Source organism: Corallococcus sp. bb12-1 (assembly GCF_026626765.1).
Classification (GTDB): domain Bacteria; phylum Myxococcota; class Myxococcia; order Myxococcales; family Myxococcaceae; genus Corallococcus; species Corallococcus terminator.
The window spans coordinates 152,747-179,138 of the sequence record NZ_JAPNJZ010000001.1; the positions used below are offsets into that span (position 1 = coordinate 152,747).

Below are 26,392 nucleotides of genomic sequence, written 5' to 3' on the forward strand. Positions count from 1 at the left end.
ACCTCGCGGTTCCAGGCCCTTTCAACAGCGGAAGGCGAACGACTAGATGCGCCCTTCAGCCTTCTGCTGACGCTCGATGCTCTCGAACAGGGCGCGGAAGTTGCCGCCGCCGAAGCCCTGGTCGCCCTTGCGCTGGATGATTTCGTAGAAGAACGGGCCCGCGTCCGACTGCTTGTAGAGGCTCGCCGCGTCCTTCATGAAGATCTGGAGCATGTAGCTGCGCTCCTTGTCCCCGTCGATGAGGATCTCCAGGTCGCGCAGGACGTTGATGTCCTCGTCGATCTTCTTGATGCCCAGGTGCTCGATGCGCTCCGGCAGCGCGTCGTAGTACGAACCCGGCGTGGGCATGAACTGGATGCCCGCGTTGTGCCGCATGTCCTTCACCGACGACAGGATGTCCTTCACCGTGATGGCCAGGTGCTGCACGCCGTCACCGCGGTGGTCCTCGTTGAAGACGTTGATCTGGCTGGACTTGAAGAACGGGAACTTGGGCTCGTTGTTCGCGAACTTCACGCCGCTCTTCGGATCCCAGATGACATCCGACTTCAGGCCGCTGCCGTGGTCCCGCTTCTGCTGCGACACCACGTCCTCGGTGTGGAACTCGATGTGCCAGAAGGGCTCGAAGCCCATCACGTGCTCCATCCACAGGAGCATCGGCTTCATCGTCTGGAAGTTCGACGTGACGTGGTCCACCCGGCCAAAGCCATACTTGTTCTGGCCGCCCTTGGGCTGCGCATGCACCTGGAAGCCCGGGTAGATGGACTTGTAGCTGTCCCGCTGAAGGAAGCGGAACGTCGTGTCACCGAACGGCGTGGTGATGGAGAAGAACGCCAGCTTGCCGCCCGCGGCGTCCGTGAAGCGCTGGATCTCCGTGATGAACGTGGCGCCGCGCGACTCCAGCAGCTTGAACGTCTTCTCCACGTCCTCCACTTCGAAGTTCAGCGTGCCCACGCCGTCCGGGTGCTTGCGCAGGTAGCGCCACGCCCGGCCGCCCTCGCCCACCGGCTGGCTCACCACCAGCGCGATTTCACCCGCCTGGAACAGCGCCGACTTCTGCTTGCCGTGCGCGTCCAGCTCCGGCCCGGACACCGCCACCTCCGCGAAGTCCAACCCCTTCGTGTAGAACTGGCGGCTTCGCTCCAGGTCATGCACGTACCAGTGGATGCTCTCCAAAGCCTTGATGCCCAGCGATTCCTGCTTGGCCATGTCGCTGACTCCTCGTGATGAGAAAGATGTGGGGACTACGCCGGCTGCGCGTCGGGCTGCCGGTCGGGCTGCGCCGCCTGGAAGGCGGGAAGTTCGTTGCACGCTGATTCAATGCGCAGCAGCGTGGGAAAGGGCTTCAGGTCCACCCCGAACCGACGGGCGCCGTAGAGCTGGGGCACGAGCAGGATGTCCGCGAACGACACGGCATCCCCCACACAATAACGCCCCGCCGTCGCCTGCACCGCTGCCTCCAGGGACGTGAGCCCGTGCACGTTCCAGTGCGCGACCCAGGCCTTCTCGTCGCCCTTCAACACGTCCTTGACGCGCAGCGCCACCGACGTGTTCTGCAGCGGCTGGATGCCAGAGTTCACCAGCTCCGCCAGCATCCGCGTCCGGGCCCGGAGGTACGCATCCTTCGGCAGGAGGGCAGGTGAGCCCCCGCGCTCCTCCAGGTACTCCAGGATGGCCATGGACTCCGACAGCCGGCGCTCCTGGCCGTCGTCGTCCGTCCACTCCAGCGTGGGCACGCGCCCCATGGGGTTGATGGCGCGGTAGGCGGGCTGGTGCTGCTCGCCGCCGTCCTTCACCAGGTGCACGGGCAGGTATTCGAAGGGGATGCCCTTGAGGTTCAACGCGATGCGCACGCGCCAGGACGCGGACGAGCGCCAGTAGGCATGCAGGCGCACGTGCTTCATGGGACCTTCACCACCGTCTGGGAGATGCGCCCGAAGGGGCTGTGGCCTTCGCCATCCAGCATCTCGATCTCGATGGTGTCCCCGGGCTTCATGAAGGCCGTCTTCGGCTTGCCCTCGTCGATGGTTTCAATCATCCGGCGCTCGGCGAGGCAGGAGATGCCCCGCGCGCGGTCCTCGTTGGACACCGTGCCGCTGCCCAGCACCGTGCCCGCCGTGAAGGCGCGCGTGCGCGTCAGGTGCTGGATGAGCTCCAGGAAGGAGAAGTGCATCTCCGGGCCCGCGTCGGTGTCGCCCACCAACTGGCCGTTGAGCGTGCTGCGCATGCGCAGGTGCACCCGGCCCTCCCGCCACGCCCCACCCAGCTCGTCCGGCGTCAGCGCGAAGGGACCGAACGCGGTGGCGGGCTTGCTCTGGAAGAAGCCGAAGCCCTTGGCCAGCTCCTCCGGGATGAGGTTTCGCAGCGACACGTCGTTGGCGATCATCACCAGCTTGATGTGCTTGCCCGCGTCCTGCGCCTGCGTGCCCATGGGCGTGTCACCCAGCACGACGCAGACCTCGCTCTCGAAATCCAGGCCCCAGGCCTCATCCCGCAGGGGGATGTCCTGGGTGGGCGCCAGGAAGTCGCCGGAGCCGCCCTGGTACACCAGCGGATCCGTGCGCAGCGTGGCGGGCGGCTCCGCGTTGCGCGCCTTGCGCACCAGCAGGACGTGGTTGATGTACGCGCTGCCGTCCACCCATTCGTAGGCGCGCGGCAGCGGCGCGTGCAGCGCCTTCACGTCCAGCGGGCGGCTCTGCACCGCATCCGATTCCAACTGCTGCGCCAGGGCGCGCAACCGCGGCTCCCGCGCATCCCAGTCATCCAGTGCCGCTTGCAGCGTCAGGGCCACGTTGGTGGCCAGGGCGTAGGCGGAGTTGTCCCGCTTGACGACGATGAGCCGACCATCGCGGGTTCCGTCCTTGAGCGTCGCGAGCTTCAATTCCGGGCTCCCTGGGCGGCCTGGGGGGGAGGAAGGCGGACCGCCCGAACTGTCGGGCTTTTCCGTCGGGGCCCCAGGGGAGTCAAGCACGCCCGTTGAACGCGGCGCGGCATTCCGTTTCCCCTCCAGCAACGCTGCTGGCCGGTAGCACGCTCGCTGCTGGGAGGCCGGTGGAGTGAGGACTTCCCCACGCCGGGCCTCGTGGAAACCCACGAGGAGCAACCTCCGTGCTTGACGTCGCGGCCGGAAGCGAGGCGCTGGCCGGCTGGTCGCCCCACGGCCGGACGGGGGGCCGCCGGGGGTGAGGCCGGGAAGCGCGGACGTGGCGACTGTTCAAGACCCGAGCGTCTCACCCACCCCGTGTGGCGCTGCCCCCTGGCGGGGATCCGGGCGGCAACCCAGGTTGTGAGAAGGGACGTCCGACCAACCACGACACTGGGGCGACGAGGTTGGGGCGCGCGCGAGGGCACTGAATGGCGGGAGGCTTCCAACAGGCCGGCGACACCCCTGGGGAGCCACACCCGGGCCAGCGGCTGGGCAATCGCTACGAATTGCGCCAGCGGCTGAAGACGGGCTGGGGCATCTCCACCTGGCAGGGGTTGGATCTGCTCACCCGCGAGCGGGTGCTGGTGAAGGTCACCTCCCTGGCCACCTTCGTGCCCACCGCGCGTCACCGCCTGGAGCACGAGGCGGAGGTGCTGTCGCGGCTGCACGGACAGGCGCTCGTGCCCGTGCGCCACCTGGGCACCTTCGACGACCTGCTCTACCTCGTCACGCCCTGGATTGAGGGGGAGACGCTGGAGGCGCGCCTGTCGCGCGGCCCCCTGTCCGTGTCCGAGGCCATCATCCTGGGCCAGCGCCTGCTGGAGGCGCTCGCGGAGGCGCACCACGAGGGCGTCCTCCACCGCGACGTGAAGCCGTCCAACGTGCTGGTGCGCGGCGAGCCGCTGTCGGCCGCGTGGCTCACCGACTTCGGCCTGTCGCGCAGCGAGCGGTTGGACCCTTCGCTGCGCGACCTGCCCGTGGGCACCGCGCGCTACCTGTCACCGGAGCAGGCGGGGCTGCTCAACCGGCCGGTGGAGGCCTCGTCGGACCTGTACGCGGTGGGCCTGGTGCTCTTCGAGGCGCTCGCGGGCCGTCCCGCCCTGGAGGGCAATTCGGTGGGTGAGGTGCTGCGCCTGCACCTCACCGCGCACCCCCGGTTGCGGCCGGTGGGCGTGGAGGTGCCGCTCGCGATGGAGGAGCTCATCGCCCGGCTCAACCAGACCGACCCGTTGGACCGCTACCAGTCCGCGGAGGCCGCGCTCGCGGACCTGAACGCGCTGGAGGCCGCGCTGTCCCGCGGTGAAGCGGAGCCCGCGCTCGTCACCGGCGCGCATGACCACCGCCAGAGCCTCACCGAGCCGTCCTTCGTGGGCCGGCGCGAGGAGCTGGCCACGCTGGAGCGCGAACTGGCGCTCACGCGCACAGAGGGCGCCCGCGCCGTCGTGGTGGAAGGTGAGTCCGGCGGCGGCAAGAGCCGGCTGTTGGAGGAGTTCTCCGCGCGCGCCACCGGCCAGCGCGCGTGGGTGCTGCATGGACAGGCGCAGGACCAGGCCGCGCAGCGTCCCTTCCAGCTCTTCGCCGGCGTGGCGGAAGGCATCGCCCAGGCCGTTCGCGACCAGCCCTCGCTGGGGGCGCTCCTGCGCGAGCGGCTCTCCGGGCAGGAGGCGGGCCTGTGCACGGTGCTGCCGCGCCTCACGGAGGTGCTGACGCCCGGCATGGCGCAACCCCAGACACAGGGCCTGGGGCCGGAGTCGCTGAGTGAGAGCCGCAGCGTCTGGTGCCTCACCGCGCTGCTCAACGCGCTGGGCACCCCCGACGCGCCCGCGGTGGTGGTGCTGGAGGACTGCCAGTGGGCGGACACGCTCACGCTGCGCGCGCTGGAGGCCTGGAGCCAGGGACGGCGCGCGGCGGACGGACGCCTGCTGTTGCTGGTGTCCTTCCGCAGCGAGGACATCCAGCCCGGGCACGCGCTGCGGCGGCTGTCACCGGGCGCGCACCTCAAGCTGTCCGCCTTTGGCGCGGCGGAGGTGGCGCTGCTCGCGGAGTCCATGGCCGGCGTGCTGCCCCCGGAGGCGGTGGAGCTGGTGACGCGGCTGTCGGAGGGCAATCCCTTCATGGCCTCGGCGGTGCTGCACGGGCTGGTGGAGGACGGCGTCCTCATGCCCGGCCCGGACGGCTGGGAGGTCCAACCGGAGGCCATGGCGCACGCCCGCTCGTCGCGGCAGGCTGCCACGTTCCTCGTGCGCCGCCTGCGGCTGTTGCCCCCGGAGTCCCTGCACGTGCTCAGCGTGGGCGCTGTGTTGGGCAAGGCGTTCGACGCGCGGTCGGTGGCGGCCCTGTCCGGCACGCCGGTGGAGGCCGTCAACACCGCGCTGGAGCCCCCGCGCCGCCGGCACATGCTGTGGATGGAGGGCACGCGCTCCACCTTCGTGCACGACAAGCTGCGCGAGGTGCTGTTGGATTTGCTGTCCCCGGAGGAGCGGCGGGAGCTGCACCGGCTGGCCGCGCGCGCCGCCGCGCAGGCCGTGCCCACCGACCCCTTCGAACTGGCCTACCACTTCGACGCGGCGGGAGAGCCGTCCCAGGCCCTGCCCTACGCGCTGGTGGCCGCGGAGCAGGCGCGCCAGCGCTTCGCCCTGGACACCGCGGAGCTCAACTACCGCATCGCGGAACGGGGCGCGGCGGGCGCGGACGCCCACACCCGCTACCTCATCGCTTCCGGCCTGGGCACCGCGCTGATGATGCGCGGCCGCTACGACGAGTCCCAACACCAGCTGGAGGCCGCGCAGCGGCTGGCGCGCGACCGGCTGGAGCAGGGCCGCACCCTGGGCCACCTGGGAGAGCTCGCCTTCAAGCGCGGCCAGACGGTGCAGGCCAATGCCTATCTGGAACAGGGTCTGAAGCTCCTGGGCCGCTGGGTGCCGCCCGACGCGCTCACCACCGGCGCGAGCGCCGCGTGGGAGATCCTCACCCAGGCCGCGCACACCCTGGCGCCGCGCCTGTGGTTGGGCCGCAAGGCGCTGAAGGACGGCGAGGAGGACCTGCTCGCGGTCAACCTCTACAGCCGGCTGGCGTATGGCTACTGGTACCAGCGCGGCCGGGCCGCCGTACTGTGGGCCCACCTGCGCGACATGAACCTGGCGGAGCGCTACCCGCCCACGCCGGAGCTGGCGCAGGCGTACTCCGCGCACTCGCCCGCGCTCACCACCCTGCCCTGGTTCCAGCGCGCGTATGCGTACGCGGAGAAGTCGCTGGCCCTGCGTCAGCAGTTGGGCGACGTGTGGGGGCAGGGCCAGTCGCTGCACTTCTACGGCCTGGCCCTCTACGCCTCGTCGCGCTTCCGCGAGTGCATTGAACGGTGCCGCGAAGCCGTGCGCCTCCTGGAGCGCACCGGCGACCCGTGGGAGGTGAACAACGCCACCTTCCAGATCGCCATGTCGCTCTACCGCCTGGGCCGCCTGAAGGAGGCCGCGGGGGTGAGCCAGAAGCTTCACGCGGCGGCGCTCACGCTGGGAGACAGGTACTCGCTGCGCCTGGGCCTGGAGGCGTGGGCCAAGTCCACCGGGGGCCGCATCCCCGCCGCGCTGTTGGAGACGGAGCTGGCGGCGCCCACCGCCACCGACCCGCAGTCCTTCGCGGGCGTGCTCCAGGCGGAGGCCTTGCGCCTGCTGAGGGAAGGAGCACCGGCGCGCGCCGCGGAGGTGCTGGAGCGCGCCGAACGCGTGGTGGAGGACGCGCACCTGCGCCAGGAATACGTGGCGCCCATCACCCCGTGGCTCGCCACCGCGCGCCGGCAGCTCGCGCAGGAGGCCACCCCCCTGCATCCGAAGCGGCGGGAGGCCCTGCTCGCGGAAGCCGAGGCCGTGGCGAAGCGGGCCCACGCCGTGGCGCGCACCTACCGCAACAACCTGCCCCACGCGCTGCGCGAGCGCGGGCTGCTGTCCGCGCTGCGGGGCCATCCCAAGCAGGCCCGGAAGCTCCTCAACGAAGCGCTGCGCGTGGCCGACGAGCTTCAGATGCGCCAGGAGCGCGCGTTGACGCTCAGGGCCCGGGGCGAGGTGGGCGAGGCCCAGGGCTGGCCCGGCGCGGCACGCGACCTGGAGGTGGCCACGCGCGAACTGGAGGCCATGGATGATGGCCTGCACCCGGAGCCGGACAGTACGTCCGGCGTGGGCACGCTGTCGCTGGTGGACCGCTTCCCGCGCGTGCTGGAGGCAGGGCGGCGGCTGGCCTCCGCCCTGTCGCGCGAGTCCGTCTTCGAAACGGCGCGCACGTCCATGCTGGAGCTGTTGCGCGCGGAGCGGTGCGCGGTGGTGGACCCGCGCGCGCTGGTGTCGGAGGAGGACGCGAGGACGCAGGGCTTGAGCCGCACCGCGCTCGCGCGAGCGCTGGAGACGGGGCGCATCACCGTGCTGGGCCAGGGCCTGCCCGGCGGCATCAGCGAGAGCATGGAGCTGCTCGGCGTGCGCTCCCTGCTGTGCGCGCCGTTGCAGGTGCGCGGCAAGACGGTCGCATGCGTGGTGGCCAGCCACCGCAAGGTGGGCGCGCTGTTCGGCGAGGACGAGGAGCGGCTGGCGTCCTTCGTGGCGGTGCTCGCGGGCGCCGCGCTGGAGAACGCGGAGAACTTCGAACGCATCGCCGCGCTCTCCGAGGAGCAGGGCCGGCTCTACAGGGAGGAGCAGGAGGCGGTGCGCCGGCGCGACGACTTCCTGTCCATCGCCGCGCACGAGCTGAAGACGCCGCTCACGTCGTTGCAGTTGCACATCCAGGGGCTCCAGGCGAAGGCGAAGGGCGCGCCCATGCCCCCGGAGAAGCTGTCCGCGAAGCTGGAGTCCGCCTACTCCCAGACGCAGCGGCTGGGAAAGCTGGTCAACGACCTGCTGGACATCTCCCGCATCGGACAGGGCCAGCTGCACATCAAGCGCGAGAACGTGGACCTGGTGGCGCTGGTGCGCGGACAACTGGAGCGCAGCCGCGAATCATTGGCGAGAGCGGAGTGCGAGGTGCGCTTCAACGCCACCGAGCCGCGCTTCGTGGGCCACTGGGACGCGCTGCGGCTGGAGCAGGTGGTGGGCAACCTCCTGACCAACGCGATGAAGTACGGCGCGGGCAAGCCCGTGGAGGTGACGCTGGACGGGGACGCGACCCGCGTGCGCTTGCAGGTGCGCGACCATGGCATCGGCATCGCGGAGGAGGACCGGGCGCGCATCTTCGAGCGCTTCGAGCGCGCGGTGTCCGTGCGCCACTACGGCGGCTTCGGGCTGGGGCTGTGGATCGTCCGCGAAATCGTCCAGGCGCTGGGCGGCGGCATCGACGTCGCGAGCACCCCGGAGAAGGGCTCCACCTTCACCGTCACCCTGCCCCGCTCCGGCGCGCCCATGCACTGAAAGGGCGCGCGGGGCTTTCAGGCTACCGGCGCGTCACTTCCAGGTAGATGACGTTGTCCTGCGAGTCGCGGAACAGCCGCACGTTGGCCACCTGCTCCAGCGGCGTCTCCGCCAGCAGGCCGCGCATGCCGTCCTCGTCCCGGTAGGTGAGCCACCAGTCCATGAAGGCCTCCATGTAGCCCGTCTCCGGAGGGTGCACCGCGAAGTTGGCCACCAGCAGCCGGCCTCCCGGACGCAGCATGTGGAAGAACACCGACGTGAGGCGGCTGGCCACGGAGTCCGACAGGTAGTCGTACAGCCCGGCCGAGTACACGAAGTCCAGCTCCGAGAACGTCACCTTGCCGCCCAGCAGCGCGCGCACGGAGCCGCACACCGGCCGCACGATGCCGTCCGGGTGCAGGCGCGAAATCTCCGCCAGGCTCACCGGGTCCTGGTCGAACGCGATGAGCTCCTGGAGCCGGCGCTCCGCCACCGCGCGCGACTGCTCGGCCTCCCGCAGGTGGCCGCACGCCACCGACAGGATGCGTCCGTCGGGCCGGCGCTCGGCCGTCTCATCCATCATCCGCGCGAGCAGCTCCCGGCGCTCGCGCACGCTGACCGCGGAGGGCTGCCCGTGCATGTAGCGGTAGATTTCACGGCCCGCGTGCAGCTCGTCCGCCGCGTGGTCCATGTACAGGTAGTCGATGAGCGCCGCGTCCCCCGCGTAGCCGCGCGGACGTTCGAAGGCGTGCCGGGTGAAGGGGCACTGGTGCAGGAAGGGGCGCATCGGGTGCTTGCGCGCCAGCTCCTGGCAGAAGCGCTTCCACACCTCCGGGCTCCACTGCCGCCGCCGTTCGATGAGGCCCCAATGCAGGGACGCCATGCCGTGGTGCAGGGTTTCATCCGGCCCCTGCATCATCCGGGCGTGCAGCGCGTCCAGCCACTCCCGCGCCTCGACGAAGGCCTGCTCCGAAGTGAGCTCCTCCAGCGAAGGGGGGGTCACCAGGACGAGATGGTTGGGTTCAGGCGCGACCGGCAGAGCCGCGCCGTGGACCGACAAGAGGTTCTGGCGCATAGGCATCATCCTGACAACCTGGGAGCGAAGGGCATCTACTTCCTCTTCGCGCCACGGTCGTCGGGTCCGGCTCCTGCCAGCCGGACAGGCCCTGTATCCTCCTACCGCGTCCGCTCCACTGCCGCACGGACAGTCGGGCTAGCTCTCGATGCCCCGGAGGATCTGGAAGGCGCCCGGGTCCTCCTGCCAGGGCAGGCTCATGTCCCGCTCGGCCCCGGTGGGGATGCCGCCCCCGCCCGTCACGCCGTGCCGGTCGAGCGCGTCCTCGATGTCCTGCCGCACCGCGAGCACCGGGTGCACCTTGAGGCCCGTGGCGAACGCCACCGCGTCCATCAGCGCCAGGTCCTGCGGCCGGTGCGTGGCCACGTGCAGCTCTCCCCGAGCGCCCCGGAAGGACAGGCGCAGCGGGAACACCCCCAGCCGGCGCAGCACCGCGGGCGGCACCATCCCCACCACCGCCGGGGGCACCTTGCGCACCTCCTCGCCGCGCACGAAGGGCACCCCCAACAGCCGCGACAGGCCCCGCTGCACCGTGTCCGCGTCCAGCAGGTCCAGCGCCACCAGCGCTTCACCCAACGGGCAGCCCCAGCCCTTCTGGTACTCCAGGGCTGCTTGCACTTGGTCGGTGGTTACCTGGCCCCAACGCACCAGCCATTCGCCCAGCCGCAGCTTCCGCATGCGAGGACTCCCCCCGCGCGGCATCCGCGCCGCGCGAGGTCAGGACATGCGCCCTCCATGCCACAACCAGGGTGCAATCCTTCCGCACGCTTGCACCTGGACTTCCCTCACCGGGTGAAAGCTTTTCCGTGTGCGTCCGGTCGGAATGACAGGCTGGAACATCAACGAACGATTGCGGGCATTGCACCGCGACCGCCGTCCCGCTTCACACGCGGGAGCGGAAGAAGTGCGCTGCCGGACGGCTCAGTCCGCGCGCCGTGGCAGCAGGACCGTGAAGGTGGCCCCGCCGCCGGGCGTGTCCGTGACCGAGATGCCGCCGCCGTGGGCCTCCACGACCTGCCGGGCCACCCACAGCCCCAGACCGAGTCCCCCGAAGCGGCGAGCAGAGACGGCCCGCTCGAAGCGCCCGAAGATGCGCTCGCGGTCCTCCGGCCTCACGCCCATGCCGTGGTCCACCACCGCGAGCCGCAGGTGCTTGCCGGCTTCGCCCAGTTGGAGTTCCACCGGCCGCGACGCGCCGTAGCGGGCCGCGTTGGACAGCAGGTTGCGCACCAGCTGCTCCAGCCGCACCGGATCCACCTCCGCGTGCAGCGGGCCCCGGGCTTCGAACGTGAGCGTGCAGCCCGCGCGCTCCAGCTCCTCGCGGCCCTGCGCGAGGCAGTCCGCCACCAGCGCCATCACATCCGTGGACTCGTGGTGCAGTTGGAGCCGTCCGGACGCGACCTGGGACACGTCCAGCAGCGACTCCACCAGCGCGCCGATGCGCTGGGCCTGCTTGCGGGTGTTCGACAGGCGCTCGGAGACCTGGGCGCGCACGGGGGCCGGCAGCATCCGTTCGAGCATCTCCAGGTGCAGCTTCAAGCCCGTGAGCGGCGTCTTCAGCTCGTGGCTCGCGACGGAGAGGAAGTCATCCCGCTCCTGCACGGCCTCCTTCAGCGCCAGCTCGCGCCCCAGTTGGAGCGCGGACTCGCCCCGCAGCCGGTACATGGTGAGCTGCGTTTGCACGCGCGCGAGCAGCTCGCGGCCGCTGAAGGGCTTGACGAGGTAGTCATCCGCGCCCGCCTCCAGCCCCTCCACCGAGGCCTCCTCGCCCGCGCGCGCGGACAGCAGGATGAGCGGCGTGGCGCGCAGCGCGGGGGCGTCGCGGAGGGCCCGCAGCAGCCCGAAGCCACCGAGCCTGGGCATCATCACGTCACTCACCACCACGTCCGGCGCGCGGCGACGCATCGACTCCAGCGCCGCCTGCCCGTCCTCGGCCGTCTCCACCTCGAAGTGGGGTTCCAGGACGCTCTTCAGGTAGGCGCGCAGGTCCGCGTTGTCGTCCACGACGAGCACCCGGCCATCCCGCGTCGCGGAAGGCCGCGCCTCGGGCGCTGTCACGGGCGGCGCCGGGGAGGGGGACAACGGGCGGGGCCCGGGCAGCGCCGGAATCCAGCCCTCCACCTCCTGCACGAAGCTGTCGCGCTGGAAGGCATCGCGCGCCACGGAGGAACTCCCGCTCGCGAGCCTGTCGGCGGGTAGGTGGTGGTGGCCTCGCGGGATGCGCACCGTGAACTCGCTGCCCTCACCGGGGCGGCTCCACACCCCCACCTCTCCGCCGTGCAGCTTCGTCAGCTCCTGGACCAGCGACAGTCCGATGCCGCTGCCCTCGAAGCTGCGGCCCTGCGCGCCCTCCACCCGGTAGAAGCGCTGGAACAGGCGCGGCTGCGCCTCCAGGGGGATGCCCGCGCCGGTGTCCCGCACAGAGAGCACGCCGGCGTCCCCCTCCAGCCGCAGGCGCACCGTGAGGCCGCCCTCCAGCGTGAACTTGAAGGCGTTGGACAGCAGGTTGAAGACGATGCGCTCCCACGCCTCGGGGTCCACCCAGAACGGTTCGCCCAGGGAAGGGCAGTCCACCGACAGCGTGAGCCCCGCCCGGTGCGCGGCGGATTCGAAGTGCCCCGCGAGCTCCTGGGTGAGCCGCGCCAGGTCCACCGGCTGGAAACGCGCCCCCGCACGGCCCGTCTCCAGCCGGGTGAACTCCAGCAGTTGATTGACGAGCTTGAGCAGCCGCACGGCGCCCCGCTGCACCAGCGCCACCCGCTGGTGCTGGGAGCCCGCCAGGGGTTCGCGGAGGTCCGTGAGGGCATCCTCCAGCGGCCCGAGCATCAGCGTCAGCGGCGTGCGCAGCTCGTGGCTCACGTTGGCGAAGAACTGGGTCTTCTGACGGTCCAGCTCCGCGAGCTGGGCGGCGCGCCGGGTCTTCTCCTCCAGGGCGCGGGTGCTCTCGATGCTCGTGGCGAGCTGCCGCGCGAGCAGCCGCAGGAAGCTGCGGGTGTCGTCCCCCAGCGCGATGCGGGGGTTGAGGCCCACGACGAGCACGAGGCGGGACTCCTGCTCCGCCGCGTCGGAGAGCGACAGCGCGAGCGCGCGCGTCGGGGGCTGGCCACCGGCGGCCCCGTCCAGGAGGGTCGCGAAGCGCTCCGGGAGCTGTTCGATGAGCTGCTCGTGGCGGGAGTTCGCCACCTCCGTGAGCGGCCAGGCCCGGCCCTCCACCAGGTCATCCCCCTCCTCGGGGGCCTGCGCGAGCCCCGTGTGGACCACGAGCCGCGCGCGCTCCGCGCGAAGCTCGTACAGGAGGCAGAAGGGGACATCGGCGGTGGACTGGCCGAGCACGTCCTCGGCCGCGCGGAAGACGCCCTCCACGGTCTCGCTGAGCGCGGTGCGCAGCGACAGCTCGCGCACGAGCGCCAGGCGGCGCGCGCCCAGCACCTGCGCCGTCGTGTCCGTCACGATGATGAAGATGCCGCCCACCCCGGCGTCATCGTCGCGCGTGGGGATGTAGGCGAACTTGAAGTAGCAGTCCTCCAGGAACCCGAACCGCACCAGGGGGACGAGCAGGTTCTCGTGGTGGACGGCCTCGCCGGTGTCCAGCACCTGCTCCAGCAGCGGCCCCAGGAGGGTCCAGCTCTCCTGGAACACCACCTTGAAGCTCACCCCGAGCCCCTCCGGGTGCTTGTTGCCAAGCATGAACCGCGCGCTGTCGTTGTAGAGCACCACGAGCTCGCGGCCCCAGTAGATGAGCGCGGGCTCCGGCGCGGCGAGCATCACGCTCACGGCCGTGCGCAGCGACTGCGGCCATTGCTTGACCGGCCCGAGCAGTGTCTGGGACCAGTCTTTCTCGCGCATCCGCCCGGCCATCTGGCTGGATCCCGGGAAAAGCTTCTCCAGCCTGTCTTCCATGGCGTCGAGCATGAGGGCGGGCGGCAGCTCCGGAGGATTCAAGTTCCGTGGCCGCCATCCGACATGGACGGGGCGGAGTCAGCGCCCGGGCAGTCGCTCCATGGCACGCAACGTTCGCGGACAACGCGGGCGCGGGAGCAGGCATTCCCCCACCGCGTGTCAGTCCCGGGGCCCCCACGGCACCTTCGCGAGGCGCTCGAAGGGGAAACGTGATGGCAGGCGGGACCCGCCGCCCGGGCCCGGCCTGTCGAAGAGGACAGGCCGGGCCGGGAAGCGGAGGGCGGCCAGGCAGGCCGCCGCCCGTTTCACACCCTCAACGGGTGGGACTGCTCCGGGCACTCCCAGTACGTGTACTCGCAGGTGGCCCGCGTCTCATCGCACGGCACCTGCACGATGGTGATGAGCTCACACGGGTGGACCGGCGCCTCCAAGGCGCGGGTGCGGTGGCCCGTGTCCGGCGCGTCCGGCCGTGCTTCCCCGGACCCGCCAGTGCCCGCATCCACGCTGGCGCCCCCGTCGACGCGGGCCTTCTCCATGGGCAGCGGCGCCACCACCGCGTGGTTGCCGGACACCCCCGCCCGGTCCGCCCCCACACCCCGCGTCCCGGGATGGGTTTCCAGTGACGGCGTGCCCCCCAACGCGTTCAGCGCGGACGGCACGCCCGGCGCGGCGCCCAGCACCGCGCCCAGGACATACAGCTTCGTTCGCATGACCTCCCCCTTGCCGGCTGCTTCCTTTCGTCGGCGCGCGTCGTGACGCACCGGGTCCGGTCGAGCTGGCACAGACGGATCTACCAGCAAGGTCTGACATCCCGTGCCCGCCCGGCCAAGGGATTGCGGGCGTCCGGTATCCGACGACAGGCACTGCGGTTAGGATGGCGCGCCCCGCCTGGAGAGCCGTACCGCGCATGAAGATTGAAATCGCCCACCTGCCCCACGACATCATTGAGGTCATCTACCCTTCGGAAGTGACGCCGAAGGACGTGGCCGACTACGTCGAGCAACTGAAGAAGGACATCACCGCGCGCGCCGGCAAGGAGTGGTCCGCCCTGGTGGACCAATCCAAGCTGCGGGTGATGCCCTCCACGGTGGTGGGGGAGATGGCGCGGCTGAACGCGTACGCCCAGCAGCGCGGCATGATGCGCTCCGCGCGCGTGGTCGTGGACCCCGGCAGCGGCCTGCAGGCCTGGCGCATGACCAAGAACGCCGGCCTCACCATCCCCGCGAAGACCTTCGAGACCCGCGCCGAAGCGCTGGCCTGGCTCGAAGCGCCCGACGCCGACTAGCGGCACCGAACCTCCCTCGCCGTGCGGAAGCCATGCGACCGCACAGGTCGGTTCTCGTATTACAGTAACACCCCATTCCTTTGCTGTGTCTGTCGCCGCACCGTCAGGAGTCGCCCCGCATGTCCCAGTCCGTCCCCGCCTTCCGAGTGAAGCTGCTCGGCACCCTCTTGTGTACCCTCACCGCCCTGGCCTGCGGACCGGCCGCCGAATCTGGCGCCCCGGAACAGACGCCCCTGTCCGAGTCGAGCTCGCCGGTCGTCTACGGCGCGGATGATCGCAAGGACGTCTACGACCACCCCAGCACCGTGCTGCAGGACCGTGCCCGGCAGTCGACGGTGGCCATCATGTCGCCCTCGGCGCTCAACACGACCAACCCGAACAACGTCACGTTCAACGGTCAGACGCTGGGCCAGTACGAGAACCTGTGCACCGACCAGCGCTTCCGCAGTGATCCGGCGGCGGCCTACTGCTCGGGCACGCTCATCGACGACGACTTGGTGCTGACGGCGGGCCACTGCGTGGAGGACCTGGCGGACTGCAAGAGCGCGCGCTTCGTCTTCAAGTACTACCGCACCGCCGCGGGGACCCTGGAGACCGTCACCACCCAGGACATCTTCACCTGCAAGGCCATCCTGGCGCGGCACCTGAGCGATGAGACGGAGGACACCTACGTGGACTTCACCATCCTGCAGTTGGACCGTTCGGCCGCGCCGCGCTTCACCCCGGCGCCGGTGCGCCCGGGCAACGCGCCCCTGGCGGCGGGCGCCAACGTGGCCGTCATCGGCAGCGGCAGCGGCATCCCGTTCAAGATCGACTCGGGCGGCTCCGTGCGTGAGAACAACGCGGAGTACATGGACTACTTCATCGCCACCACGGACACCTTCTCCGGCAACTCCGGCTCCGGCGTGTACGAGACGGTCAACAACACCGTGGCCGGCATCCTGGTGTTCGGCGACGTGGACTACGTGTCGCGCGGCAGCTGCAACGTGGTCAACACGTGCGCGGAGACGGCCTGCGAGGGCGAAGGCATCATCTACGTGCACAACGCCATCACGGAGTTCTGCGCGCGCAACCCCAACAACGTGCGGCTGTGCAACGGCACACCCCCCGTGCCCACGAAGTACACCTTCACCGCGACCAGCACCGCCAGCGCCACGCGCAACACCGTCAACGGCACGGTGACGCTCGCGGCCGGACAGAAGCTCACCGTGGGCACCTGCGGCGTCGAGAACGCGGCCGTCACCGGCGACTCGTACCTGCGCCTGCGCGGCCCGTCCGGCGCGGAGGTCGCCTCCAACGACGACGCGTGCGGCGGCACGGGTTCGAAGATCACCTACACGGCCACCGTCGCGGGCACCTATGAAGTCCGCGCCGGCTGCTACCAGAACGACGCCTGCGGCGGCACCGTCTCCTGGGAAGTGACGTCCGGTGGCACCACGACCCCCGCGAACGGCTCCGCGCCCTTCGACGTCAGCAACACCGCCAACGCCACGCAGAACACGGCGAACTCGGACGTGACGCTCACCGCCGGGCAGTCGCTGTCCTTCGGCAGCTGCGGCGTGACGGGCGCCTCCGGCACGGGTGACACGGTGGTGCGCCTGTTCAACGCCGCCGGCCAGCAGGTGACGTTCAACGACGACGCGTGCGGTTCGCTGTCCCACGCGGCCTACACCGTGCCCGCGGGCGCGGGCGGCACGTATCAGATCCGCATCGGCTGCTTCGGCGCCTCCGCGTGCAGCGGCACGCTGGCCTGGACCGCCCAGTAGTCCGCACCCCCGCTGCTCCTGTCTGCTTCCCGGGCCCGTCCCTCTCCACGCACCGTGGGGAGCGGCGGGCCCGGGGTTTTCAGGGGGACAGCCGTGAGGCGGGCATGCCTGGAGGGCACACGGGCCGGGCGGCTGGGAGCCGCCGGGCAGCGGGCGCGGAGGGACCGACCTGGGTTGAAGGGTTCCAACTTCTCCGAAGCCCCCGCGTGGCAGTGGAAGGACAGGTGGAAGTGGAAGGACAAGACGAGCGACAACAACAGCTCTGGCGACGTGCGCGCGTGCTGGCGACCAGCGCGGCGGCACTGACGCTCGTCCTGGGGCTGGCTGTGCTGGTGGGCTGGGCCGCGGACAGCCGGGTGCTGACCCAGGTGCGGCCCGGTTTCCCCGCGATGGTGCCCATGACGGCGCTGGGGCTGATGTTCACGGCCCTCGCGGAGCTGGCCCTGGGGACGAAGCGGCCCGGGTGGCGTCGAGCCGGAAGCCTGCTCGGGCTCGCCGTGGCGCTCCAGGCCGGGCTCGTCCTGACGACCTATGCGTGGAGCACGGTCGCGGCGCACGGGCTGCTGCGGGAGCTGGGCGGGAGGACCTCTCCCCAGACGGCCACGGGCCTGCTGCTGCTCGGGCTGGCCCTGGCGCTCCGGGACGCGCCCGGCAGGGGGGCCCGGGTGTTCCAGGCGCTGGCGCTTTCGGCGCTGGGGGTGTCGTTCACCCTGCTGCTGGCCTACACGTTCCAGGAGCGGCGGTTCTACCAGTTCGACGCGTACGGCACGGGCACCGCGGTGCACTCGGCCGTGGGGCTGATGCTGCTCGCGGTGGGCGCCGTGCTGCTGCGCCCGGAGCGCGGCTTCGTGTCGGTGGTGCTGCGCGCGGGGGCCGGCGGGATGATGGCCCGGCGGCTGTTGCCGGCGCTGCTGCTGCCCGTGCTGGGCGTGCTGCTGGTGGACCGGGCCATCCGGCAGGAAGCCCTGGACCCGAGGCTGGCGTGGTCCATCCTGGAGGTGGCGCAGACGGTGGTGCTGGCCTTCGTCGTCTGGCGCGCGGCCGCGCGGCTCAACGCGCTGCAAGTCGAACAGCAGCGCTCCGAGGCGCGCAGCGAGGACGACGCCCGGACCCAGCGGCGGCTGGCCCAGGAGAACGCCCGCCTGCACGCGCGCGCGGAAGAGGCCTCCCAGGCGCGCGAGGACGCGCTCGCCGTCGTGTCCCATGACCTGAAGAACCCGCTGACCACCATACGGCTGGGCACCCGGTTGCTGGCCCGGCGGCTTCAGGCCACGCCCGGCACGCAAGGTTTCCAGCAGCAGGTGGACTCCATCGACCGGGCCGCCCGGTGCATGCAGGACCTCATCCACCAACTCCTGGACGCGGCGAGGTTGGACGCGGGCCGGGAGCTGGTCATGGACCGGATGCCCGAACCCCTGGAGGCGCTCACCCGGGAGGCGCTGGAGCTGGTGGCGTCCCAGGCCACGGAAAGGAACCTCCGCCTGGAGCACACCGTCCCCGGGGAGCTGCGGGTCTTCTGCGACCGGCCGCGCGTCCTCCAGGTGCTGGCGAACCTGCTGGGCAACGCGGTGAAGTTCACGCCCCGGGGCGGCACCGTGATGGTGTCCGCCACGCGCGACGGGGAAGCGGTGCGCGTGTCCGTGCGCGACACCGGCCCCGGCATCCCCCAGGCGGATCAGGCGCACCTCTTCAAACGTCACTGGCAGGCACGGGACACCGCGGAGCAGGGAAGCGGCCTGGGCCTCTACATCGCTTGTGGCATTGTCACCGCCCACGGCGGTCAACTCGCCGTGGCCAGCGACGAAGGGGCAGGCACGACGTTCACCTTCACGCTGCCCCTACCCCCCGGGGACTTCCCTGCCCACCCAGGACTTGACAGCCTGGGAAGCCAGATCTAACGCAAGGCGCCATGAGCACACCCCGCTTCCCGCCGTCGCCCCGCCGCCCCGTCAACAACCAGGGTCCGCTGCGCGTCCTGTTGCTGGAGAACATCCACGCCTCCGCCCAGGAGATGCTGGCGGCGGAAGGCTTCCAGGTGGAGCGCACGTCCTCCGCGCTCAAGCCGGAGGAGCTGGCGGAGCGCCTGAGGGGCGTGCACCTGCTGGGCATCCGCAGCAAGACGACGGTGCCGGAGGAGTCGCTCAAGTACGCGGAGGACCTGCTGGCGATTGGCGCCTTCTGCATCGGCACCAACCAGGTGGACCTGCTCTCCTCCAGCGTGCACGGCGTGCCGGTGTTCAACGCGCCGTTCAGCAACACGCGCAGCGTGGCGGAGATGGTGCTGGCGGAGGTGGTGGTGCTGACGCGCCAGCTCTTCGACCGCAGCCGGGAGGTGCACACCGGACAGTGGCGCAAGGTGGCCACGGGCAGCCACGAGGTGCGCGGCAAGACGCTGGGCATCATCGGCTACGGGCACATCGGCTCGCAGCTGGGCGTGCTGGCCGAGTCGCTGGGCATGCGCGTCCTCTACTACGACGTGATGACGAAGCTGCCCCTGGGCAACTCGCGGTCGGTGCCCACGCTGAACGGGCTGCTGGCGGAGTCGGACTTCGTGACGCTGCACGTGCCGGCGCTGTCCTCCACGCGAATGATGATGGGGCCAGAGCAGTTCCAGGCGATGAAGCCGGGCGCGTGCCTCATCAACGCCAGCCGGGGCACGGTGGTGGACATCCCGGCGCTGGCGCAAGCGCTGCGCTCCAAGCACCTGGGCGGCGCGGCGGTGGACGTGTACCCGGAGGAGCCGGAGGGCAACTCGGATGGCTTCGTCACGGAGCTGCAGGGGATTCCCAACGTGCTGCTGACGCCGCACATCGGCGGCTCCACGGAGGAGGCGCAGGCGTCCATTGGCAAGGAGGTGGCCACGTCGCTGCTCAAGTTCGTCAAGGGCGGCGCGACGACGGGCGCGGTGAACTTCCCCAACGTGGAGGCGCCCATCAACCCGGGCACCCACCGCATCATCAACGTGCACCGCAACACGCCGGGCGTGCTGCGTGACATCAACCGCATCGTGTCCGACTTCAACGCCAACATCCACGCACAGGTGCTGAGCACCGACGCCAACGTGGGCTACCTGGTGATGGACCTGGACCAGGACGTGTCCCAGCAGGTGTGCGAAGCCATCGCCGGCCTGGAGACGGACATCAAGACGCGCATCGTCTCCTAGGCGTCCAATATCTTCCCGGGGTTCAGGATGCCTTCCGGATCCAACGCGCGCTTGAGGGTGCGCAGCAGCTCCAGCTCTCCGGGCGCGCGCGTGTAGTCCAGGTAGTCCTTCTTCAAGAGACCGATGCCGTGCTCGGCGGAGATGCTGCCGCCGTGCTTGCGCACGAGGTCGAACATCGCGTGGTCGGACTTCTTCGCGTGGGCGAAGAAGTCCGCCTTCTCCACCGCGTCCGGCTTCATCACATTGACGTGCAGGTTGCCGTCGCCAATGTGGCCGAAGAGGCAGATCTCCCAGCCCGGGTAGCGGCTGGCGAACACTGCGTCCAGCTCCGAGCAGAACGCCTCCAGGTTCGCCACCGGCAGGGAGATGTCGTTCTTGTGCAGCACGCCCGTGGCGGAGAGGCTTTCGCTGATGGATTCGCGCAGCGACCACAGCTCCGCGGCCTGCCCCACGCCCTGCGCCTGCGTTCCGTCGGTGACGAGCCCGCGCTCGAAGAGAGAGCCCAGCCACGCCTCCACCGCCGCCGGGTCCCCGCCCTCGGACTCCAGCAGCACGTAGCAGCCGCTGGGCGCTTCGAAGGGCGAGCGCAGCTTGCGGTGGCGCTGCACGCGGGCCAGGCACTTGTCGGTGAAGAACTCGTAGGCGGACAGCGCGAGCGGCGCCTGACGCGCGTCGCGGAACAGGCGCAGCACGGCGGCCACGTCCGGCACCGCGAAGAGGAAGACGTCCTGCTTGCCCGGCAGCCGCGTCAGCTTGAGCGTGGCCTCCGTGATGATGCCCAGCGTGCCCTCGCTGCCAATGAAGAGCTGGCGCAGGTCCACGCCGGTGTTGTTCTTCTCCAGCGCGCCGTTGAGTTCCAACACCTGCCCCTGCGCCGTCACCACCTGGAGCCCCAGCACCCACTGCCGGGTGAGGCCATAGCGGATGACCTTCACGCCGCCCGCGTTGGTGGCGATGTTGCCGCCCACCGTGCTGCTGCCCTTGGAGGCGAAGTCCACCGGCCACGTGAGGCCATGCGGGGCGCAGTGCTGGTGCACCGCCTCCGTCACCGCGCCCGCCTGTACGCGCACCGTGTTGCCGAGCAGGTCCAACGGGTCCATGCGGGTCATCCGCTTCAACGACAGGACCACCTCGCCCTTCATCGCCACCGCCCCGCCCGCCAGGCCCGTGCGCCCGCCGGAGGGCACCACGGCGACGCGGTGCTGGTGGCACAGGGCCATGAAGCGGGCGACCTCGTCCGTGGAGCGGGGGAAGGCCACCGCCCCCGGAGCGGGGGTGTACACGCGCGTCCAGTCGCGGCCGTACTCCTGGAGCTCCGCGGGCTCGCGGGTGAGGAAGTCGCCGGGGAAGGACTCGGCGATGGCGCGGAGGAAGTCAGCGGGCAGCGCGGGCGTGGACATGGGTGCAGGCGTATTGCACGCACCCCGGCGTGACAAGTCCGGAGGAGGCATCCCCGGGCCCGGGGGCCCGAAATCGTACCCGCTGCGTCCGGGCAGGCCCTGCGGCGCCTACCCCTTGATGAAGGCCAGCAGGTCGTTGTTGATGACGTCCTTGTTGACCGAACACATGCCGTGGCTGAAGCCCGGGTAGACCTTCGCCACCACGCCCTTGACCAGCTTCGCCGTCAGCCGCCCCCCACCGTCAATGGGGACGATCTGATCATCGTCCCCATGCAGCACCAGGGTGGGCACGTCGAAGCGCTTCAGGTCCTCGCGGAAGTCGGTTTCGGAGAAGGCCTTGATGCAGTCGTACTCGGCCTTCAGCCCGCCCATCAGGCCCTGGAGCCGGAAGCTCTCGCGCAAGCCTTCGGAGACCTCCGCGCCGGGCCGGTTGAAGCCGTAGAACGCCAGGCTCAGCTCCTTGAAGAAGCTGGAGCGGTCCTTCTTCATACCGGCGCGGATGCCGTCGAAGACCTCCATGGGCAGCCCGTTCGGGTGCCAGTCCGTCTTGATCATGATGGGCGGCACGGCGCTGATGAGCACGGCCTTCGCCACGCGCGAAGTCCCATGCCGTCCGATGTACCGCGCCACCTCGCCACCGCCCGTGGAGTGGCCGACATGGATGGCCTTGCGCAGGTCGAGCGCACGGGTCAACGAGGCCAGATCATCCGCGTAGGTGTTCATCTCGTGGCCGCCCCAGGGCTGGGAGGAACGCCCGTGGCCCCGGCGGTCGTGCGCGATGGTGCGGTAGCCCAGTTCGGACAGGAACATCATCTGGTCCTCGAAGGCATCCGCCGAAAGGGGCCAGCCGTGGGAGAAGACGATGGGCTGACCGTGCTTGGGGCCCCAGTCCTTGAAGTAGAGCTGGGTGCCGTCCTTCGTGGTCAGGTAGCTGCCGGAAATCTTGCCATCGTGCGCGCTGCTGGACTCGACTTCGGTGTCCATGGGGCATTCCTTCGCGAAGCGGGGAGGTGTCCAAGCGGCGCGAAGGTGCGCATCACCGCACCCACGCACCATCGTACCGGAAGGCCGTCCGTCCGAAAGACGGCACACCCCCTCCCCGCCGCAGGCCCCTCACGTCACCTCACTTCAGGGGTGGCTGGCCGGGTTCGCCGGGTTCGTCCCCGCCGTCCGTTCATCCCCGTCGAAGAACCCGTCCAGGTCCCGGTCGATGCCGACGCGCACCCCGGAGCCCGGAGGCGTGCAGGTGTACGTCAGCAGCCCGTGGTTCGCGGCGACGGCCGAGCGGAGCGACGCCGCGGGCACCAGCGGCAGCGCCGCGCGGTCCGTCTTGAACAGCCCGCTGCCCACGTAGACAAAGCCCATCTCGTAGGTGCCCGCGCGGCCCTTCGCGACGAGGTCACACTCGCCCGCGTTCGCGCGCGCCACCAGCAGGTCGATGCGCGGCCCGGCCACCGTGGCGTTGGTGGAGGTGAGCGTCACCTGCTGTCCGACGATGGGCGCCAGGTTTGTCTCGAAGGCGAACATGTACTGCTCCAGGTCCTTCTTGGCCTGGAAGCCCGCGGGCGTGTCCGGGATGCCCACCGCGTTGAAGATGGGGTGGAAGTCGAAGCCGCTGTTGAAGAGGAACAGCGTGGGGATGGCCCCGTCGCTGTTGAAGCCAATGCCTCGCACCTGGTCCCCGAGGAACGGGTCGGTCGGCGTGTTCCCGAAGGGGAAGCCCGCGCCGAACATGCCGACCTTCTGGTACATGTTGCGCAGGTGCGGCACCTTGGGGAACAGCGGCTCCGCGTCGAAGGAGCTCTTCCCGTCCGTGCCGAAGAAGCCCTTGAAGGGGCCCTCTCCCGGGTTGGCGTTGATGTCCACGCGGTGGCAGGCCTCGCACGAGCCCTGGAAGAAGCTGGTGGTGTTGACGAAGAAGTCCCGGCCCGCCTGCTGTGACGACGTGAGCGAGTTGTCCAGGTTGCGGATGGGATTGGGCGGATAGGCCACCTGGAGGATGAAGTCGGAGAACTTCTGCATCTCCGCCGTCGTCAACTGGGCGCTGCGCCCGAGCAGGTCCATGAACGCCGGGTTGAACTGCTTGAAGGCCGCGACCTCGTCGAAGGCGCCGCCGTTGGGCTGGAGGCTCGGCGCCGCACTGCCGCCGGTGCGGTCCCCGCGCCAGTGCATGGGGCCCTGGTTCGCCATGCCGCGAAGGCTCTGGGTGGACAGGGGCCCCTTCATCGGGTGGAAGGCCGTGTCCTGGCCGAACGTCGGGTCGGTGCCGAACTCCGCCAGCACCGGGACGATGGGGTTGCCATTGGCCGTCACGTTGCCATCCGGGTTGCCCAGGTCCCAGGTGATGCTGTCGAAGTCGCCGAAGATGTGGCAGCTGCCGCAGGACGAATCACCGTGGCTGGAGCTGGAGCGCGCGTCGTAGAGGAACGGGCGGCCCTGCACCACGCTCGGAGGCTCCGGGTTGAACAGGGACAGGTGGGCCACCTCCGTCTTCGTCGTGGTGTTGACGACGGAGATGGCGTTGTCGAAGCGCGTGAGCACATAGAGGCGGTTGCGAGCCTCATCCAGCACGAGGCCGGTGGGGCCGCCGCCGCTCAATTCAATCTGGTTCGCGGTGCTCGGCACGAAGGTGCCGGCCTCCAGCGCGGAGGTGGCGTACACGCCGAGCTTCGACGAACCGAACGCGGCGACATAGAGCGTAGCGCCGTCGGACGTCACCGACATGCCCGTGGGCTGCGCGAGGCTCTTCTCGCTCTCCGTGTTGGGCGTGGCCGCGCAGCACGCGGCGTAGTTGATATGGGAATTGAGGTGACGGGGCACGACGCTCCCCGCGCTGCCCAGCACGGTGATGCGGCTTTCGTGCAGGTGGCCGCGCAGGGTGCTGCCCAGGAGGGTGCCGGGGCCTTCGAAGCGCAGGTCGTTCCGGGCCTCGGTGTTGCTGACGTAGACCTTCCCGCTCACCGGGTTGACGGCCATGTTGAACAGGATGGTGCCCACGCCCGCGTACGAGCCCGCGGCGCCCGCGACCTGCACGGGCGGGTTGGCCGTGGCGGAGATGGCGAACACGTCCTTGTCGGGCAGGGACAGGCGCACGTAGGACGTCCACGGGCGGTTGAGCACGTCCACCCAGTCCGCGCCGTTGTACTTCACGATGACGGAGACCTCCGGAGCGGCAAGGCCCTGGTGGTTGACGTTGGGCCCGGGGACGCCGCCCACGGACTCGCCGCCGTTGGGCACCAGGCTCTCGTGGATGACGGTGGTGCGGTTGCCGGAGTGGAACGCCGCCGCGTACACGCGCGAGCCGTCGGGCGTGGCCGCGAGCGCGCGCGGCGTGTCTCCAAACAGGGTGATGCGGGTGAGCGGCGTGCCGCCCAGCGTCGCGCCCAGGCTCTCCGAATCGAACACCCAGACGTCCGCCCGGCCGATGCCCGGCGTGGTGAGCCGCGGGTCGAACCCCGTGTTCTGTCCCCGGTGCGCGGCGGTGATGAAGGCGCGCTTCTTCCCGGTGCCGGCGAAGACGATGTCGCGGGGCTCATCCCCCACGAGCAGCGTCCGCGTCACGGCGCCCCCGTGCCCCCCTGAGTCCACGCGCACGATGCTCACGCTGTCGGACAGGTGGTTGACGACCCAGACCTCGTCATGGGTGCGGGCGGCGACGGCGACCGGCTCCAGGCCCACCGGCACCGAGCCCGTGTGCGTCAGGCCGCTGGTGCCCACCTGGAAGATCTCCAGCCGGTTGTCGGGCGTGTTGACCGCGAAGAGCCACTGGCCGTTGGGAGACAGGGACAGCGGGCGGACCTGACCGCTCTCGAAGACGGTGAAGTGCTGCGCGGACGCGGTGACGCTCAACAGCAGCAGCGCGGCGGACAGGGCTCGCGCCACGCCACGGCGCACGGCCGGGTGTCTGGGGTTCATGATGTCTCTCTGGGAAGGGGGGCGGGTGACCCCCGCTTCGACTGTGGTTGGGGCGTCTGGAGTTGGGGAACGGGTGGGCCTGGACCCGGTGGAAGTCGTTGCACGGCGCAATGACTTCCTCTCAACGCAACCAGGATGGCCGGCGGGTCGCGTAGGGGGCGGTCACCAGTGGGACGGCCAGAAGAACCTCCGCCACTTGCGCCGGGGCCATGCGTCCAGGAGTCCCCGCAACACCTCATCCTGGACTCCCGTCACCCGGCCGACCAGCACCTCCTGGGTGCTGCGTTCGATGCGGATCTCCCCCCACTCGGGCGTCCCCTCGACGTAGCGCGCATCCTTCGCGGCCCAGGACGTGCCGCCCGTTGCCTCCACCACGCGCGCCACGCACGCGTCGAACTCCGCCTCCGGCAACCAGCGCAGCGCCTCCACCAGCCGGTTCGCGTCGAAGCCTCGCAGCGATGTGGGCCTCCCGGTGAGCGCGCCCAGGGCTTCGGGCCCCGTGCGCTGGGGAATGAAGGACAGGCCCTGGGGGCGCAGCACGCAATGGCCGGGATGGCCTCCGAGCGTCGCGGGAAGGACGGCCACCTGTCCCCACAGTCGGAGGCCGGCGAGGGCCGCCTCACGCAGGCGCGGCAGGCGGTGCAGCTCCAGGAGCGCGACCACCTCCGCGTCCTTCGACAGGCCGCGAGCGTGCAGCCGCCGGGTCCCCTTCACGCGGACGTCGAGCGTGTCGGGATCCACGCGGAGGCCATCATCGGCGATGGTGGCCCATCGCACCTCCTGGGCCTCACCGAAGACGGGAAGCCAGAGCAACCGCTCGTTCGTGAGCCGCACCCGTCCCAGGCCCAGCACGGGCCACAGCAAGGGACGCAGGAGCGGCCAGAGCATCCAACGCCCGAGCGGCCCTCGCAGCACGCGCACGAGGACGCTCAACCCGGCCGCCCCGAGGCCCAGCGCGAAGAGTCCCAGCCCCACCCACCGGATGCCGGGCAACCGGGTGAGCGCGATGAGGAAGCCCAGCGCGCCCACCGCGTAGGGTGCCCAGACGGGAAGCCGTGGGAGTCCCCGGGGAAACGCCGTCTCGAACCGCCGCCAGCGCGGGCGCCACCAGGCGGCGGACTCGAAGGCGAGCACTTCGCTGGCGACCAGCGTCCGGTTCACCGGCTGGCGCACGAGTGCGTTGAGTCGCGTCAGCGCCTTTTCGAGTGGAAGGTCCACAGCCACCTCGACCCAGGACTCCAGCCTGCGCCGCGCGAGCACCGCGAGCCGCTCACGCCGCGCCGACAGCTCCCGGGCGGCCCGTAGGATGGGGACCTCCCCGGTCCAGGCCTCCGACGCCGCGCGACGGTGGACGCGCTCCAGCGCCTCTTCCAGCGCCTCCGCGTGGGCCACGAGCGCGGGCACCAGCTCCGGCCGCTTCAGCAATCCCTTCCGCCAACGCCGTCCGGACAGCAGCTTCTCCAGCTCCGCATGGGGACGCAGCACCACGGCGATGCGCTCCGCGCGTCCTTCGAGCTGGCGCTCGGTGTCGGACGCCGTGAGATCCGTGGCATCGGTGCCCGACCGGGGGCGATGGGATTTCGGGCCGCGAAGCATGGT

General features: G+C 70.6%; 16 protein-coding genes. 5 read left to right on the forward strand and 11 right to left on the reverse strand.

Annotated features, from left to right (window positions below):
• Positions 1 to 42 precede the first annotated feature (42 nt).
• Genes hppD through OV208_RS00675 form a run of 3 tightly spaced genes read right to left on the reverse strand, consistent with a single transcriptional unit; the run spans position 43 to position 2,878 of the window.
• Complete coding sequence (gene hppD, locus OV208_RS00665; RefSeq protein WP_267571837.1) at positions 43 to 1,206, reverse strand: 4-hydroxyphenylpyruvate dioxygenase; 1,164 nt, start codon at positions 1,204 to 1,206, stop codon at positions 43 to 45.
• A 35-nt stretch (positions 1,207 to 1,241) separates the two neighbouring features.
• The gene (gene maiA, locus OV208_RS00670) at positions 1,242 to 1,901 is read right to left on the reverse strand and encodes a maleylacetoacetate isomerase (protein WP_267571838.1); all 660 of its coding nucleotides are present in this window, start codon (positions 1,899 to 1,901) and stop codon (positions 1,242 to 1,244) included.
• Positions 1,898 to 2,878, reverse strand: coding sequence for a fumarylacetoacetate hydrolase family protein (locus OV208_RS00675; RefSeq protein WP_267571839.1), 981 nt, complete (start codon positions 2,876 to 2,878; stop codon positions 1,898 to 1,900). The genes maiA and OV208_RS00675 overlap by 4 nt, the downstream gene beginning before the upstream one ends.
• Before the next feature lie 473 nt (positions 2,879 to 3,351).
• Here OV208_RS00675 and OV208_RS00680 point away from each other — a divergent pair, with 473 nt between their 5' ends.
• Complete coding sequence (locus tag OV208_RS00680; protein WP_267571840.1) at positions 3,352 to 8,310, forward strand: ATP-binding protein; 4,959 nt, start codon at positions 3,352 to 3,354, stop codon at positions 8,308 to 8,310.
• A gap of 22 nt (positions 8,311 to 8,332) precedes the next feature.
• Here OV208_RS00680 and OV208_RS00685 read toward each other — a convergent pair whose 3' ends face one another.
• The 4 genes from OV208_RS00685 to OV208_RS00700 form a co-directional block, all read right to left on the reverse strand.
• Positions 8,333 to 9,364: a class I SAM-dependent methyltransferase gene (locus OV208_RS00685; RefSeq protein ID WP_267571841.1), complete on the reverse strand. Its 1,032-nt coding sequence runs from the start codon at positions 9,362 to 9,364 to the stop codon at positions 8,333 to 8,335.
• Positions 9,365 to 9,502: 138 nt separating this feature from the next.
• Positions 9,503 to 10,042, reverse strand: a complete 540-nt coding sequence (locus tag OV208_RS00690) for a pilus assembly protein PilB (RefSeq protein ID WP_267571842.1) — start codon at positions 10,040 to 10,042, stop codon at positions 9,503 to 9,505.
• 243 nt (positions 10,043 to 10,285) lie between these two features.
• Positions 10,286 to 13,210: an ATP-binding protein gene (locus tag OV208_RS00695; RefSeq protein WP_267571843.1), complete on the reverse strand. Its 2,925-nt coding sequence runs from the start codon at positions 13,208 to 13,210 to the stop codon at positions 10,286 to 10,288.
• Positions 13,211 to 13,569: 359 nt separating this feature from the next.
• Positions 13,570 to 13,974: a hypothetical protein gene (locus OV208_RS00700; protein ID WP_267571844.1), complete on the reverse strand. Its 405-nt coding sequence runs from the start codon at positions 13,972 to 13,974 to the stop codon at positions 13,570 to 13,572.
• A gap of 197 nt (positions 13,975 to 14,171) precedes the next feature.
• Between OV208_RS00700 and OV208_RS00705 the strand changes: the two genes are divergently transcribed.
• From OV208_RS00705 to serA, 4 genes are all read left to right on the forward strand, one after another.
• Positions 14,172 to 14,549: an STAS/SEC14 domain-containing protein gene (locus tag OV208_RS00705; protein ID WP_120542677.1), complete on the forward strand. Its 378-nt coding sequence runs from the start codon at positions 14,172 to 14,174 to the stop codon at positions 14,547 to 14,549.
• 119 nt (positions 14,550 to 14,668) lie between these two features.
• A complete protein-coding gene (locus tag OV208_RS00710) occupies positions 14,669 to 16,315 on the forward strand; it encodes a serine protease (protein ID WP_267571845.1) in 1,647 nt (548 codons plus the stop codon).
• A 206-nt stretch (positions 16,316 to 16,521) separates the two neighbouring features.
• Positions 16,522 to 18,213, forward strand: coding sequence for a sensor histidine kinase (locus OV208_RS00715; protein ID WP_267571846.1), 1,692 nt, complete (start codon positions 16,522 to 16,524; stop codon positions 18,211 to 18,213).
• Positions 18,214 to 18,224: 11 nt separating this feature from the next.
• Positions 18,225 to 19,478, forward strand: a complete 1,254-nt coding sequence (gene serA, locus OV208_RS00720) for a phosphoglycerate dehydrogenase (RefSeq protein ID WP_267571847.1) — start codon at positions 18,225 to 18,227, stop codon at positions 19,476 to 19,478.
• On the opposite strand, the gene OV208_RS00725 is transcribed toward serA, so the two are convergent.
• The 4 genes from OV208_RS00725 to OV208_RS00740 form a co-directional block, all read right to left on the reverse strand.
• Entirely contained in the window at positions 19,475 to 20,878 is a 1,404-nt protein-coding gene (locus OV208_RS00725) for an FAD-binding oxidoreductase (RefSeq protein ID WP_267571848.1), read from the reverse strand. The two genes, serA and OV208_RS00725, sit on opposite strands and share 4 nt — an antisense overlap.
• Before the next feature lie 108 nt (positions 20,879 to 20,986).
• A complete protein-coding gene (locus OV208_RS00730) occupies positions 20,987 to 21,862 on the reverse strand; it encodes an alpha/beta fold hydrolase (protein WP_267571849.1) in 876 nt (291 codons plus the stop codon).
• Between the two features lie 144 nt (positions 21,863 to 22,006).
• On the reverse strand, positions 22,007 to 24,793 hold the full coding sequence (locus tag OV208_RS00735) for a hypothetical protein (RefSeq protein ID WP_267571850.1): 2,787 nt from the start codon (positions 24,791 to 24,793) through the stop codon (positions 22,007 to 22,009).
• Positions 24,794 to 24,955: 162 nt separating this feature from the next.
• A complete protein-coding gene (locus OV208_RS00740) occupies positions 24,956 to 26,389 on the reverse strand; it encodes a hypothetical protein (RefSeq protein ID WP_267571851.1) in 1,434 nt (477 codons plus the stop codon).
• Positions 26,390 to 26,392 lie beyond the last annotated feature (3 nt).